Origin of the sequence: Lentimicrobium sp. L6 (assembly GCF_013166655.1) — a bacterium.
Lineage (GTDB): Bacteria > Bacteroidota > Bacteroidia > Bacteroidales > UBA12170 > UBA12170.
On record NZ_JABKCA010000046.1, the window covers coordinates 31,859 to 45,999 of the forward strand.

Consider the following 14,141-nt stretch of genomic DNA (forward strand, 5'->3'; position numbering starts at 1 on the left):
CGTCATTTTAGTGTACATCAGGATATTTTTTCTCCCCTGCATTTATAGCAATTGGTAATGAATTCTCGCGGGGAGGAATTACACAACTCCATCGGTGATTATAAGCACAATAAGGATTATAAGCCTTATTAAAATCGACAATAAAAGTCTTGGTTTCAGGGATTTTAAAATCGATATAGCGGCCTCCTCCATAAGTTAATACCGTAGAATTATCATCAGTAAATGGCAAGAATAGAAAATCTTTATACAAGCTATCTTTTTGATGATTAATATTTTGATATGCTTTTAATCGAAACTTTTTCCCATCAAGCTCAAATACTACATTCCCAAATACTTTATAATCTGGTAATCTATCAGTGGATGTTTTTAGCTTAATAATCGCTCCAGTATCTTCATATTCTAGATGAGCTTCCACCATGTATTTTTCATCTATTTCAAAATATTCAAGACCAATAAAATGGTCAATCTGATCACTACTTAAAGGGCTTTTATCAATGACTCTAAAAGTACTATCCTTTGAAAGGCGATCTTTAATAATCTCATCTTTATAAGCTTGTCGGTTAGGCTGACAAGAAATAGAAGAGATTAATACAAGCATACTAAAAATGAGATTTTTCATGAGGTAAAAGTAAGAAATCTATTGAAAATAGAAATGCTCATTTTTTGTTAAACAAATAAAAAAGCCGTTTGAGTTCAAACGGCTTTTTTACTCTATCTAAAGAAGAATAGAAAAACGAGCGGAATAATGATTCCCAAGGCCAAATAAACACCTCCTCTTCCTTTTATTCCTTTCTTTCCTTTATTCATGATTATTCCTGAAATAGCAAGAATAATAAGTGCTCCAGCAAAAATATCGGAGAACCATTTCCACCAACTTCCTGGATTATAGTGTAAATAATTCATATAAAAGAAAATAGGCCTTCTTTTTAGTGTTTCAACGCTAGCATCTCCTGTTTCAGTATTTAATAATACTGAACCATTTTTAATAAATATTTTCAGCAATCCAGGACGCATATAATAATACTTCTTAAACTTTGCATCCTGATCAACCAAATCTAATAACTGATAAACTTGTTCATCATTCACATCATTGTACACTTCCGGATTACTGATTTCGTAATAAGAATTTTCAATTTGGTAATTGGGATTCCAATCCTTTATATGGTTAATGGCAATACCACTTAATGCATAAATAATGGTCATACCAAAAAAGAAAAATCCAAAATCACGATGGATAAATCTATTCCATTTTCTCCAATTAAATTTCATATATATAAATTTAAAAAGCTTGCCTTCACCTCATAAAATATGAATGTCGACAAGCTTATTTATTCCTTGTTAATTTTACTATTTTGCTTCTTTATAAGACTTAGCAAGAATAGAGTAGAAAGATAAATACCCTTTTTCAGAATCTTTAACTTGTGCTCTTAGGTCAGCAATTTGAGCTAATTCAGTAGCACAACTACCTTCTACCTCTTGGTGGCTATCGCCTTCATGATCTGCATGAGCATCTCCTTCACCTTCGTGTCCACCTTTATGCTTCATTTCTTCTTGAGCAGGATTTTCAGCTAAAACATCAGCTTCTAATTTGTCAAGTTCAGCCATGTCAACTTTGTATTCTTCAAGAATACCAACAACTACATAATCGCTACCTTCCATTTCTAAGTTGAAATTTCCGCTTTCGTCTGTTGCGGTTACTTTTAATCTAAAATCTGGATCATCACCAGTGATAAACATTTTAGTTCCACCGTGTTTACAAGTATGGACTACAGTTCCTGTAACTTCTACAATTTGGTCGCCTAAACCTTCAGCAGTTGCATCAAAGTTGTTAATATCTAAAGCTTTTGGTGCCATCTCAGCTGTTTTTTCAGCTTGTTCTCCTTCATTAGCTGGTGCTGGGCAATCACAAGATACCCCAATTAGAGCCATCACAACTAAACTAAATAATAATTTTTTCATTGATTGTTTTTTTGATTTAAATTCAAATGCATAGTTACATATTATCCATTTTAGAATCAATATGAATACTTCCAAAAAGAATAATTAACATCTCTTTAACGAAGCCCATAACACCCTTACTATCTATGTGTTACACATGTTATTTATTATAAATAAAAATACTTTTGGAATCATTAAACTAAAATAGAGTTTAAGTCAGTATAAACTTCCATTTTTGACTTCTTTAAACGATTAAAATCTTGATGTCCATTGGCTATTAGCACAATATCCAAATTTAATTTATCCGCCACTTCTTTATCATGTAGTGTATCTCCAAACATGATTGTCTCCTTCGTTGAAATCTGGTATTCCCGCATCATTTGAATACCCCTATCAATTTTTCCAGCAGCCAGGTGATTATCAATACCATAAACGGCTTCGAAAAAGTGACCGATTTTATAGTCTTTCATGGCTTTGACCAATGCCTGATGCTCCATAGCTGATAAAATATATTGCCGCTTTCCTTGACGTTGAAAATGCATTAAAGCAGGAATTGCATCCACATGAAGTTCACAATCGGGTAGCTCTTCAAAATACAAATCCATAAAATCATGGCCAATAATATTGAAAGGATCTTTACTAAAGTTTATACCTATTTTTTCATAATAATCTTGAACAGGAAAAGTGAAGACTTCTTGGTATCTTTTTTTAGTCAGTAAAGGAATGTTTCGGGATCTAAGAAGTTGATTCATACACTTAATACACATATCCACATCGTTGAGCAATGTTCCATTCCAGTCCCATATGACGGTATTATATCGATTGAATTTCATGTCTGCAAGATAAGAAGAGATCCTAGAATGAAGAATGATTACTCTATTATTATTGAATAAAACTTCGGCTGAATCAATGACCCTCTATAAAAAAACATATTGTTGCGATAGTAAAAAAATATTTTAATATCATAGAAGAGAGAAAAAACAAATACTTTTACCGGTTGGAATTATTAAATGTGAAGAATGAATATTAGATTAGGAAATACTAAAGATTATATTGATAAATATGTAAATTCTCATGCCACTTCAGTAGTTGTAAAACGAGGAAAGCAGATGTATCGTTCCGGCAAAGTAGATTTTGAGGACTATTCCGAAAGAACTGATGGATGGAGCTTCTCTGTTCATGGTACCATGAAATATCGAATTATCATTTTAGGAGTGGATAATCTAAATATAGAAACTTCATGTACCTGTCCATTCGATTGGGGCAATTTATGCAAACACAGTATTGCAGCCCTCTATTTTGTGTCCGACAATATTGGAAATCAACCAACTCTTCTTGAATCAAAAAATAGCTTTTCACATTCCATAATAGCTTCTTCAAATCAAGTTGGAATTCGAGAAGATTATGAAATCACTGACTATAACACTATTACTGCTCAATTTATAAAAGATAATTTACCCACTGCACTATACGAGCAATTAATTTATTATCACTACAATAACATCTATTCTTCTTTAAAAACAGACCATAATTCTATTGTTTTTATAGCGCCCAACAACAAACCAATTATCACTTTTTATTTATCTGAAGGAAAAGTTTTTATTTCAAGTACTAAAAAAACATACAACAAACATTTATCTATAGAGGAAGCTCAATGTTTGTATTCCATTGCGAAATCAAATAGTCCCGATATTTTAGAGTATGTCTTCAGTGGAAAACTTTTAGAAAAAGAGAAGGAAACCTTAAACTCCTATGGTTTGTTTGAAAATATCAAATTTGAAGATTATTTCTATTATATTTTTGACAAAACGCATGGAATAACTTGCCACGAAAAAAAGGTATTGAGTGGTATTATTCCAATTATTGATACGCTTACGAATCAACACCTAAGTTTAATTGATAAAATAAACAATGACATTGAATTCATAAATCACCTAAATACAAATAGCGAAGAGAGGAGAATTGGTTTTGTTATCAAAGAAAAATGGGATTCCTATTATAACTACATGGATAAATCTGATGAATCGCAGGATTTTCACAAAGGATTTGAAATTGTACCTATCATTGGGAAAACCAATAAGCAAGGAACCATTTTATCAACACATATTAAAGAATATCTTCCCGAGCTGAGCGAAACCAATCTGATAAAAAAAGATGCGAAAGCAGAAAAGATACTAGGTATTTTAAATCAATATGAAAATACAAATAATGAAGAAACAAAGTTTCTATTACTAAAAGAGACTTATAACTTATTAATTGGTCAAACCTTTGTATATGGTTCCGATACTCCATCTTTTGAGGTAAAGAAAAAACACTTAATAGATATTAACCTTTCACAAGAGCCACTGGACATTAAATTTGAAGTAGAGAAAGAGCAATCGTTTCTGCTTTTGAAAATGAAATATAAAATTGGGAATGTGGTATTTGATAGAACAAAAAGTGAAGAAAATGTTTTAGACAATTGTATTCACCAAATTAATGGGCATCTTCATTTTGTAAAGAATTATAAGGCCGCCCAATATATTTCTCAGTTTCCAGAAAATTTAAAGATGGTTACCGATCATCAAGAGCAATTCTTTAAAAAGGTAATAGAACCGATTTCTAAGAACTTCGAAATTCATTACAGTGATCAAACATATATAAAAGAATCTGTAGAATTAGATTTTCATAGAAGGCAATTATTTCTATCCGAAAAAAACGAACACATTCTATTTACGCTTTATGTGGTTTATGACAATGATTTTTCAACCTCTTTAAATACTACAGGCCATATTCTCTCAAAAAACGGAAACACCATTACAGAATACAAAAGGAATTTCGAACTTGAGGATGATTTTATTGAAGTATTGGCTCAGTTACATCCCAAATTTGAGTTACAAAAAAACCGCAAGCTGTTTTATCTTCATCACAGCGATTTTACTGAAAACATGTGGTTTTATAAATTTTTCGATCATCTTCAAAATAACAATATCGAAGTTTATGGTCTCAAAGATTTGAAAAACTTTAAATACTCTCCATACAAAGGAAAAATCAGCACCTCCGTTTCTTCAGGTCAAGATTGGTTTGATGTAAATATCAATATTCGATTTGGTGATAAGCAAGCCAGCTTAAGCGATATTAAGAAGGCAGTGATCAATAAGCAGCGGTTTATACAATTATCTGATGGTTCTGTTGGAGTATTACCTTCCGAATGGTTTCATAAGTTAGAGAAGTATTTTAGGAATGGTATTGTGAAGAAGGATAAGCTAGAAATCTCCAAGCTTCACTTTTCGGTGGTTGACGAGCTTTTTGAAAATATTGATGATGAAAAGGTCATACTTGAAATAGCTGAGAAAAGAAGACGTTTACAAAGCTTCACTGAAATTTCAAAAACAGATATTCCAAAAGAGATTACGGCTGATTTGCGCCATTATCAAAAAGAAGGTTTAAACTGGTTAAACTTCCTTGATGAGATGCAATGGGGAGGAATTTTAGCGGATGATATGGGATTAGGAAAGACCTTACAAATATTAACTTTTCTGCAATATCAAAGCAATAAGAAAAAGTCTACGAGTTTAATCATAGTCCCCACCACCCTACTCTTCAATTGGGAAAACGAAATACAAAAGTTCGCCCCCCAATTAGAAGCTACCTATTACTATGGAACAAACAGAAACAAAGACACAGCTCATTTCAAAGATTTCGACCTTGTTTTCACCACTTATGGAATTCTATTACGCGACATTGAAAGCCTGAGCCAATTTAAGTTCAACTATGTAGTGCTAGATGAATCACAAGCCATCAAAAACCCTGCTTCCAGAAGATATAAAGCAGCCAATCTGATCAATGCCCGAAATAGGATAGCACTCACCGGAACACCTATAGAAAATGGTACCTTCGATTTATTTGCTCAGATGAATTTTGTAAACAAAGGATTCTTTGGAAGTCCTGCAAATTTTAAAGATAATTATTCCAATCCTATTGATAAAGAAGCAAACGAACTGATTGCTGGAGAATTACACAGAATAACTCATCCATTTATACTCAGAAGAACAAAAGAGAAAGTGGCGCAAGAACTACCGGATAAAACTGAAGATATAATCTATTGTGAAATGGAAGCCGGACAGAGAAAAGTCTATGATGCTTACCGAAATGAGTTTAAAAACCAATTACTCCATAAAATTGAAGATGAAGGCATCAATAAATCGAAAATGATGGTTTTAGAAGCCTTAACTCGCCTGCGCCAAATATGTGACTCTCCTTCTCTACTTAATTCTAACGATATAATAGAAACCCAATCCATAAAAATCAAAGAAATCATCCGTCATATCACCAACAAAACGGGGGATCACAAGATTTTAATATTCTCGCAATTTGTAAAAATGCTGGCTCTTATAAAAGATGAATTGGATAAAATTAATATCGATTATGAATATCTCGATGGGAAAAGCAGTGTAAAGCAAAGGGAAAATTCGGTGAATAATTTTCAAGACAATAACGATTTAAGGGTATTCCTCATCAGTTTAAAAGCAGGAGGAACAGGACTTAATCTTACTGCAGCAGATTACGTATACATTATAGATCCTTGGTGGAATCCCGCTGTCGAAAATCAAGCCATCGACCGTTGTTACCGTATTGGCCAAGACAAAAAAGTATTCGCTTATCGTATGATTTGTAAAAACACTGTGGAAGAAAAAATCATCAACCTACAGAATAAAAAGAAGAAAATAGCTGGCGATATTATACAAACTGATGAAAACATCATGAAGACTTTAGATACTAAAGATATTCAGGAATTGTTTTCTTAGGCTACATTGTTTGTGGTTTGTGGTTTGTGGTTTGTGACTGAACTGCTCACTGTTAACTTTTAACTATTGATTATTAACTAAAACCTCATGAAACAAAGAGTGAACTCTACCAAGTAATTCATCTTTCTCATCAAACTGAACATTACCAATGGAACGAATGGGAAGAACTCCTGGGGAGGTCCCGCAAATAAATGCGGCTTGATATTTTGATAATTCTCTATAATCTATGGAATCGAAAACAATAGGGATTGCATGTTTTTCACAAATCTCTAATACCTTCAATCTGGTGATTCCTCCCAAAACCAAATGGTCTGGAGCGGTGTATAGTTTATGATCCTTAATGAAAAAGAGATTGGAGCGACTACCCTCGGTGATTTGGTTTTTCTTGTTGACTAATATGGACTCAAAAACCTCCTCCAACTTTATCTGCTCGTTGGCTTTTTTTCTTAGACTGGCCTGATTTACTTTTAAGCTGGGATTTTCTCTTTCTTCGAATAATAAACTACAACAGACTCCTCTATTATAATCTTCCTTGGATGGATAATGACTCTCTATGGGAAATACAGCCCTTTTATCTTCTTGAATGATGATTTTTATATTGATGTCCCCTAAAGCATTTTCTTTTATTAGTAGTTCTATCTCACGCTCCAATAATGACGTATTTAGAGGAGGGTAATTTAAAGCATAACAGCTTTTCACCAATCGTTGGATATGATGATGGAGAAATATGGCTTTTGAGTTGATCAGCCTGATGACTTCATAGGCATATTTAGTAGGAAATATAGATTCTATTTCTTGAGCTGATAGACTAGTTATTTCACCAATTAAAACTCCTATATTTCTCATAACACCTGATATTTTTGGGAATAGCAAATATAAGCTTTAAAATAAGATCGTTTTACTCAATAATTAAGATGGGATCTAAAAAGTCTAGGAACTAAAAGTATCAATTTCAATTTTTATCAGAACAATCCAACCCGAAAAACCATCATATCATTCAAATATTTTTTTGTCTAAAATAGAATCCGAAAAAACTAGAGAACATTTGACAGTTCTTTAACATTCACAGAGGCCTCCAGAAATAAAAAAATGTATCTTTGTTCGCTAAATAACAGCCATTGAAAACACTAGAAAACATACTGAATCAGAGCACTTTCACTAAGGAAGACCTGGTATATTTATTGGGCTTAAAAGGCGAAGAAAGAAGTCTTTTAAGAAAGAAGTCTGCTGAAATTAAAAATGAGACTGTCGGGAATAAAGTCTATTTCAGAGGGTTGATAGAATATTCCAATAAATGTAAAAAAGACTGTTATTATTGTGGTGTTCGTGCTTCAAATTCTCATCCCTCCCGATATCAATTGGAGGATGCCGAAGTATTAGAAGCCGCCAAATTTGCCCACGATAATAAATTTGCTTCTTTGGTGATACAGTCGGGGGAGAGAAGCGATAAAGCATTTATTGCCAAGATTGAATACCTACTTCAGGAAATTATGAAAATGTCCAATAATGAATTGGGAATTACTCTTTCTTGTGGTGAGCAAAGCCTAGAAACTTATAAAAGATGGAAAGCCGCTGGAGCCAGAAGATATTTACTTCGTATAGAAACCAGTAATAGAGAACACTATTCCAAATTACACCCCAATGATAGCCTCCATGATTTTGATGAAAGAATAGCGGCATTGAAAAGACTCAGACAAGTAGGATATCAAGTAGGAACGGGAGTAATGATCGGACTCCCCTTTCAAACCCTAGAAGACCTAGCCAATGATTTGCTTTTCTTTAAAGAACTGGATATCGATATGGCTGGAATGGGTCCATTTATAGAGCATAAAGAAACCCCACTATACCCTCATCGCAATGAATTAATGACTTTGCAGCAACGTTTCGACCTCTCCTTAAATATGGTAGCTTTGCTTCGTATTATGATGAAAGACATTAATATTGCAGCCACTACCGCCATGCAAGCCATTGACCCACAAGGGCGTGAAAAAGCTTTATTCATTGGTTCAAATGTGATTATGCCCAATCTCACTCCAGTGAAATACCGTGAAGATTATCTTCTCTATCAAGACAAACCTTGTATTGATGAGGAGGCCGATGAATGTCAGAACTGCTTAGAAGCCAGAATTCATGTGGCTGGTGGCGATATTGGTTATAATGAATGGGGCGATAGCTTGCATTTTGCAAAAAGAACAAAAGGAGAATAATTGGGTATAAAAGAATAGAGCATTAGAAATACATAGGTTTTAATTCAAATAACATTCGTCATTATAAAAAATATGGACGGAAGTTAGAAGTTAGAAGACAGAAGAAAAAACTCAACAGGATGAAAAATTACGCTTTAATTTTAGCCGGTGGTTCTGGGAATAGAATGCAAGAAGAAACCCCTAAAGCATTTCTTGAAATCAATCAGAAATATTTAATTGAATATTCCATCCTTAAATTCTCTGAACACCCTCAAATTGACAAGATTATATTGGTGGTTCCAAAAGATTATTTAAAAATAACGGAGGAGCTTGTTAAAAATAAAAAATATCAAAAAGTAAGTGCAGTAAAACAAGGTGGAACGAGTAGGTTTGAGAGTAGTAGAATAGCAGTTAACACAGTAGAGGAAGACCAATCCAAAGTACTTATTCACGATGCTGCCAGACCTTTCATTACTCACAAAATCATTAGCCAATGCCTAGAATCATTAGAACAATTTGATGCTCTGAATCTATTGAGTCCAATTAGCGACACGCTCATCCAACTCCAAGACAATCAGATCATAGGAAATGTAGACAGAGCCCTTTACAGACAAGCTCAAACGCCACAATCCTTTCAGCTAAATACCATTAAAAAAACACATGAAGCCGCTCTTTCCGATGATATTGAAACCATTACCGATGATTTTAATTTAGTGTTGAAATACCAAACAGGGACTTGCTCTTGGGTGGAAGGAAATAGAATGAACTTCAAAATCACTTATCCTGAAGACTTGGAGCTGGCTCGTTTACTACTTCACTAAACCTTCCTTTAAAAATTTGATAACTTAGCCTCCCCTATCACTTTTATTAAATCGATATATTTGTACTCCTATTAACCACATGAACAATGAATCCCAACCATCAAAAAGATATTATTTCTCGCTCTCATCAACGAAGTAAGGCATTTGGAGTAGAAAAGGAAAGAGTCTATTCTAAAAAGATATTACCTCATCATCAACTGCAGAGGATTCTAGAAAATTCAAATAGTCTCTTACAGCTTTCCATGCCTTTTATCGAGAATATTTATAAGATTCTAGCCCAATCTGGATTTATCATTGTCTTGACTGATCATGAAGGCTGTATTCTTTACATCAAAGGAGAAGAAGAAACCGTAAAAGCCGCCCATGAAATCAATATGATACAAGGCGCCTATATGGATGAGAAAAGCATAGGAACCAATGCTATGGGAACAGCCATAAGTGAAGATATGGCGGTTCAGATTACAGCCAAAGAGCATTTTGTTTCTGCCTACCATAAATGGACTTGTTCAGCCGCTCCCATACATAATTGCAAAGGAGAGATTATTGGAACACTGAACCTTACTGCTGATAAAGTTCATGTGCATCCACATACTTTGGGTTTGGTTATTTCTGCGGTTCAAGCTATAGAGCATCATTTGAAAAATATAGATATCCAGAAACAATTAGTGAATTCTCAAAACTATGCTTTTGCATTAATGAACCACCTTTCTTTTGGTGTGTTTGCCATAGATGAAGAGGATAATATCCTTTGGGCAAATGATACTGCTTGTAGGATTATCAATATCAAAAGAAGTTTAATTATTCACAAACCCTTTATTGAATTATTAAAAAAATGGAATGTGATCAAACATAGCCTCCTCCAAGGGAAGCAATATTTTGATCAAGAAGAACAATTTAATTTGCCAGACATTCAAGACCGCTTCTTCTTCAATTGTTATAAAATGAAGTCGGAAGCTCATGATAGACCCGGATTCTTAGTCACCTTTCATGCCATCAATCGCTTTATCCAATTAGCAAATAAAGTGAGTGGATTAAAAGCTAAATATAGTTTCGATGATATCATCTGCAAAAGTCAGAAGATGAAGGAAATTGTAGAATACGCAAAAGTAGTTTCTAATAATCCTTCTACCATTTTAATCACTGGGGAAAGTGGTACTGGAAAAGAAGTCTTTGCACAAAGCATACATCAAGCAAGCGAGAGAAGAGAATCAAATTTTGTGGCCATCAATTGCGGAGCCATCCCCTCCGAATTAATAGAAAGCGAACTCTATGGTTATGAGGATGGTGCTTTTACTGGCGCAAAAAAAGGTGGAAAGCAAGGCAAGTTTGAGTTGGCAAATGGAGGAACCATCTTTCTAGATGAAATTGGCGAAATGCCTATGGACATGCAAGTTAAACTACTCAGGACCATACAAGAAGGCTATATCGTAAAAGTGGGCGGTAATCAACCTATCGATATCAATACGCGAATTATCGCTGCCACCAATAAGGATTTGAAAGTAGAAATTGATAAGGGGAACTTTAGACTAGACTTATTTTATCGACTCAATGTGATAGAAATAAATATTCCTTCACTGAAAGATAGAAGAGATGATATTATTCCTCTTACGCGCTATTTCTTGCAGTTAAAAGCGCAAAAACTGGCCAAAAGTTTACCCCAAATTCCAGACAGCACTTATGAGGAAATGCTGAATTATCAATGGCCTGGAAATATTCGAGAATTGGAGAATTTTGTGGAAAAGGCTGTTATTCTAAATGGCCAAGTGGGTATCGAGAAACGAATAGAAAACAATACCTCAGGTCCACTTACTCCTTCAATCCCCCATTCTACAAGAATAAAAACGCTTCAAGAAGTAGAAAAAGATAGTATTAAAGCGGCCATCAATCAATTGGATGGTAATATGACACAAGTAGCTAAAGCTTTAAATATTGGACGAAATACTTTGTATATGAAGATGAAGAAGTATCAGATTTCTCAGGATTAGTTTGATAGCTATTTCATCCGCGGATTGCACTGATTAACGCGGATTATAAATTCATTTTTAGATATAAGAACAATAGCATCCTAATAATTATTATAGATTCCTCGCTTCGCATCGGAATGACCAATTTATTGTCAACGAAATAGGAAGAAGGGCTTTGCTTTTGTCATTGAAAAAAGCAAAGCCCTTCTTCCATCCTAAAATAGTATACACACTGTATTTCTGAACACAATGCAATGAAGTGAAGAATCTTTTGTAAAATGAAACATGTATCAGATAGTATGGAGTAAGAAAAAAGTCATAATATCCTCACACCTCACTGTTCTATTATATGACACCGTTCTATATTATGACAGTATTTCGAGTTGCAATTGTAATTATTCAGTACATCTCAATTTTCTACAATATCAAACAATCCCCATATCACTCTGAATATCTATCACTTATATTTCGTGGCACGAGTCTTGAAAAAGGAAGCTTGAAAACATTTAAAAAACAAGCTATATGAATAGGTTCACCTTACCAAGAGATATTTACTACGGAAAAGGATCTCTAGAAGTACTAAAAACAATTAAAGGAAAAAAAGCAAGCATCGTAATTGGAGGAGCCTCTATCAAGAGATTCGGATATTTACAGAAACTTGAAGACTATCTAGCAGAAGCCGGAATAGAAACTCAGTTGATCGAGGGAGTGGAGTGCGATCCATCAGTGGAAACAGTGATGAAAGGTGCCAAAATGATGCAAGAATTCCAGCCTGATTGGATTGTTTCTATTGGAGGGGGCTCTCCTATTGATGCCGCAAAAGCCATGTGGGTTTTCTATGAACATCCAGAAGCCGATTTCAAAGAAATTGCCAAGCCTTTCAATATTCCTGAACTTAGAAATAAAGCCAAGTTCATTGCCATCCCAACTACCAGTGGAACTGCAACAGAAGTAACTGCTTTCTCAGTTATCACAGATTATTCAGAAGGAATTAAATATCCTTTAGCTGATTTCGAAATCACTCCAGATATCGCTATCCTTTGCCCTGAAATTGCCTATCATATGCCAAAGCAATTAACAGCTTTTACTGGAATTGATGCTTTAACTCATGCCACTGAAGCTTATGTAGCTTCTAATGCCTCTGACTTTTCAGATCCTTTGGCTCTAAAATCTATTAAAATGATTTTTGATAACTTGATGGATTCCTATAATGGAAAAGAAGAAGCCAGAGATAAAATGCATACCGCACAATGTTTAGCAGGAATGGCTTTCTCCAATGCTCTATTGGGAATTTGCCACAGTATGGCTCATAAATCTGGTGCTATTTTCCATGTTCCTCATGGCTGTGCCAATGCTATTTATCTTCCTTATGTATTAGAATACAACAGAACATCAGTTGAAGCTAAATATGCTGAAATTGCAAGATTCATTGGATTAAAAGGAAATACAGATAAAGAATTAGTGGATGAATATATCCTTCAAATTCAGAAAATGAACGAGCAATTGGAAATACCTAAAACTTTAAAAGAGTTTGGTGTGGAAGAAAAAGACTTTACCGATAACTTAGAAAGAATTTCTGAGAATGCAGTTTTAGATGCCTGCACTGGATGTAATCCAAAAGAAACCACCAAAGAAGACTTCATGAAATTATATTCATCAGCCTTTTATGGAGAAGTGAAATTTTAATTTAATTGCCATTGAATTAGAGTATTTGAAATGGAGGCTGTGTAAATTACAGCCTCCTATTTTTTTATTACTCTTTCTCCAATGCCTCTTCGTAATCGACATCAGTGAATATATAATCATATTGGTAATCATAATCATTTAACTGACCACCAGACCACGATTCTGAATAAAACATGTTTCTTGAAATATCTTGATTCGCCACCCTAAAATGTGTTATAGAAACAGTGTCGTTAAAAACAACTTGTAATGAATCAGCATAAAAAACTGGAGGGGGAACCACACCAGATCTATCTGAGCGATGCTCCTTGTTATAGCCACCTACATCTAGAATAATAGGCTCTCTTAATTTTCCTTTGTTATACAAATAAATATCAATTGAATGGCTTGAATTATTTCTTATAAAGTAGTCTCCGCTATAACTAGGATCCTGACATGAAGCAACTAATATTACTATAATAATTAATGCAATTATATTTTTCATATTTAACAGATTTATAAATTAAAGAAAAAATTCAAATAAACATCAATATGTTTATCAGTCATATTTGAAGGCTTATGGGCTTTGAGTTTTGTTCTTAAACTTGTTAAGCCATAGGAGAATTTAATAATATTAGACTCCAAGTAGGCTGCATTTTTACTCTTTCTCCAAAGCCTCTTCGTAATCCTCATCAGTGAATATATAATCAAACTCATTATGATATTCCGACAATTGACTAATCCAAGAACTAGACAAAAACATATTTCTATTTACATCTTCAC

General features: G+C 34.0%; 11 protein-coding genes. 5 read left to right on the top strand and 6 right to left on the bottom strand.

All coding sequences use genetic code 11. The features are described from left to right. Nucleotides 1–7 precede the first annotated feature (7 nt). From HNS38_RS12420 to HNS38_RS12435, 4 genes are all read right to left on the bottom strand, one after another. Nucleotides 8–619, bottom strand: a complete 612-nt coding sequence (locus tag HNS38_RS12420) for a DUF1684 domain-containing protein (RefSeq protein ID WP_172279851.1) — start codon at nucleotides 617–619, stop codon at nucleotides 8–10. Nucleotides 620–711: 92 nt separating this feature from the next. Next, nucleotides 712–1,269: a PepSY-associated TM helix domain-containing protein gene (locus tag HNS38_RS12425; RefSeq protein ID WP_172279853.1), complete on the bottom strand. Its 558-nt coding sequence runs from the start codon at nucleotides 1,267–1,269 to the stop codon at nucleotides 712–714. 78 nt (nucleotides 1,270–1,347) lie between these two features. After that, nucleotides 1,348–1,959, bottom strand: coding sequence for a hypothetical protein (locus HNS38_RS12430; RefSeq protein WP_172279855.1), 612 nt, complete (start codon nucleotides 1,957–1,959; stop codon nucleotides 1,348–1,350). Between the two features lie 173 nt (nucleotides 1,960–2,132). Further along, nucleotides 2,133–2,771, bottom strand: coding sequence for an HAD family hydrolase (locus tag HNS38_RS12435; protein ID WP_172279857.1), 639 nt, complete (start codon nucleotides 2,769–2,771; stop codon nucleotides 2,133–2,135). 186 nt (nucleotides 2,772–2,957) lie between these two features. Between HNS38_RS12435 and HNS38_RS12440 the strand changes: the two genes are divergently transcribed. Beyond that, nucleotides 2,958–6,725, top strand: coding sequence for a DEAD/DEAH box helicase (locus tag HNS38_RS12440; RefSeq protein ID WP_172279860.1), 3,768 nt, complete (start codon nucleotides 2,958–2,960; stop codon nucleotides 6,723–6,725). Between the two features lie 63 nt (nucleotides 6,726–6,788). Here the strand turns inward: HNS38_RS12440 and HNS38_RS12445 are convergent, their stop codons facing one another. Next, on the bottom strand, nucleotides 6,789–7,571 hold the full coding sequence (locus HNS38_RS12445; protein WP_172279862.1) for an aminotransferase class IV: 783 nt from the start codon (nucleotides 7,569–7,571) through the stop codon (nucleotides 6,789–6,791). 272 nt (nucleotides 7,572–7,843) lie between these two features. Here HNS38_RS12445 and hydE point away from each other — a divergent pair, with 272 nt between their 5' ends. The 4 genes from hydE (at nucleotide 7,844) to HNS38_RS12465 (ending at nucleotide 13,382) form a co-directional block, all read left to right on the top strand. Then, nucleotides 7,844–8,932, top strand: a complete 1,089-nt coding sequence (hydE, locus tag HNS38_RS12450; RefSeq protein ID WP_172279882.1) for a [FeFe] hydrogenase H-cluster radical SAM maturase HydE — start codon at nucleotides 7,844–7,846, stop codon at nucleotides 8,930–8,932. A gap of 119 nt (nucleotides 8,933–9,051) precedes the next feature. Next, complete coding sequence (gene ispD / locus HNS38_RS12455; protein WP_172279884.1) at nucleotides 9,052–9,732, top strand: 2-C-methyl-D-erythritol 4-phosphate cytidylyltransferase; 681 nt, start codon at nucleotides 9,052–9,054, stop codon at nucleotides 9,730–9,732. Between the two features lie 86 nt (nucleotides 9,733–9,818). Next, the gene (locus HNS38_RS12460) at nucleotides 9,819–11,717 is read left to right on the top strand and encodes a sigma-54-dependent Fis family transcriptional regulator (RefSeq protein WP_172279886.1); all 1,899 of its coding nucleotides are present in this window, start codon (nucleotides 9,819–9,821) and stop codon (nucleotides 11,715–11,717) included. A 501-nt stretch (nucleotides 11,718–12,218) separates the two neighbouring features. Continuing rightward, nucleotides 12,219–13,382: an iron-containing alcohol dehydrogenase gene (locus HNS38_RS12465; RefSeq protein WP_172279888.1), complete on the top strand. Its 1,164-nt coding sequence runs from the start codon at nucleotides 12,219–12,221 to the stop codon at nucleotides 13,380–13,382. A gap of 67 nt (nucleotides 13,383–13,449) precedes the next feature. On the opposite strand, the gene HNS38_RS12470 is transcribed toward HNS38_RS12465, so the two are convergent. Beyond that, nucleotides 13,450–13,863: a hypothetical protein gene (locus HNS38_RS12470; protein WP_172279890.1), complete on the bottom strand. Its 414-nt coding sequence runs from the start codon at nucleotides 13,861–13,863 to the stop codon at nucleotides 13,450–13,452. Nucleotides 13,864–14,141 lie beyond the last annotated feature (278 nt).

Bases quoted from the DNA above. Each gene is read 5' to 3' on its own strand.
- HNS38_RS12420 (WP_172279851.1), bottom strand. From the start codon at position 619: ATGAAAAATCTCATTTTTAGTATGCTTGTATTAATCTCTTCTATTTCT.
- HNS38_RS12425 (WP_172279853.1), bottom strand. From the start codon at position 1,269: ATGAAATTTAATTGGAGAAAATGGAATAGATTTATCCATCGTGATTTT.
- HNS38_RS12430 (WP_172279855.1), bottom strand. From the start codon at position 1,959: ATGAAAAAATTATTATTTAGTTTAGTTGTGATGGCTCTAATTGGGGTA.
- HNS38_RS12435 (WP_172279857.1), bottom strand. From the start codon at position 2,771: ATGAAATTCAATCGATATAATACCGTCATATGGGACTGGAATGGAACA.
- HNS38_RS12440 (WP_172279860.1), top strand. From the start codon at position 2,958: ATGAATATTAGATTAGGAAATACTAAAGATTATATTGATAAATATGTA.
- HNS38_RS12445 (WP_172279862.1), bottom strand. From the start codon at position 7,571: ATGAGAAATATAGGAGTTTTAATTGGTGAAATAACTAGTCTATCAGCT.
- ispD (WP_172279884.1), top strand. From the start codon at position 9,052: ATGAAAAATTACGCTTTAATTTTAGCCGGTGGTTCTGGGAATAGAATG.
- HNS38_RS12460 (WP_172279886.1), top strand. From the start codon at position 9,819: ATGAATCCCAACCATCAAAAAGATATTATTTCTCGCTCTCATCAACGA.
- HNS38_RS12465 (WP_172279888.1), top strand. From the start codon at position 12,219: ATGAATAGGTTCACCTTACCAAGAGATATTTACTACGGAAAAGGATCT.
- HNS38_RS12470 (WP_172279890.1), bottom strand. From the start codon at position 13,863: ATGAAAAATATAATTGCATTAATTATTATAGTAATATTAGTTGCTTCA.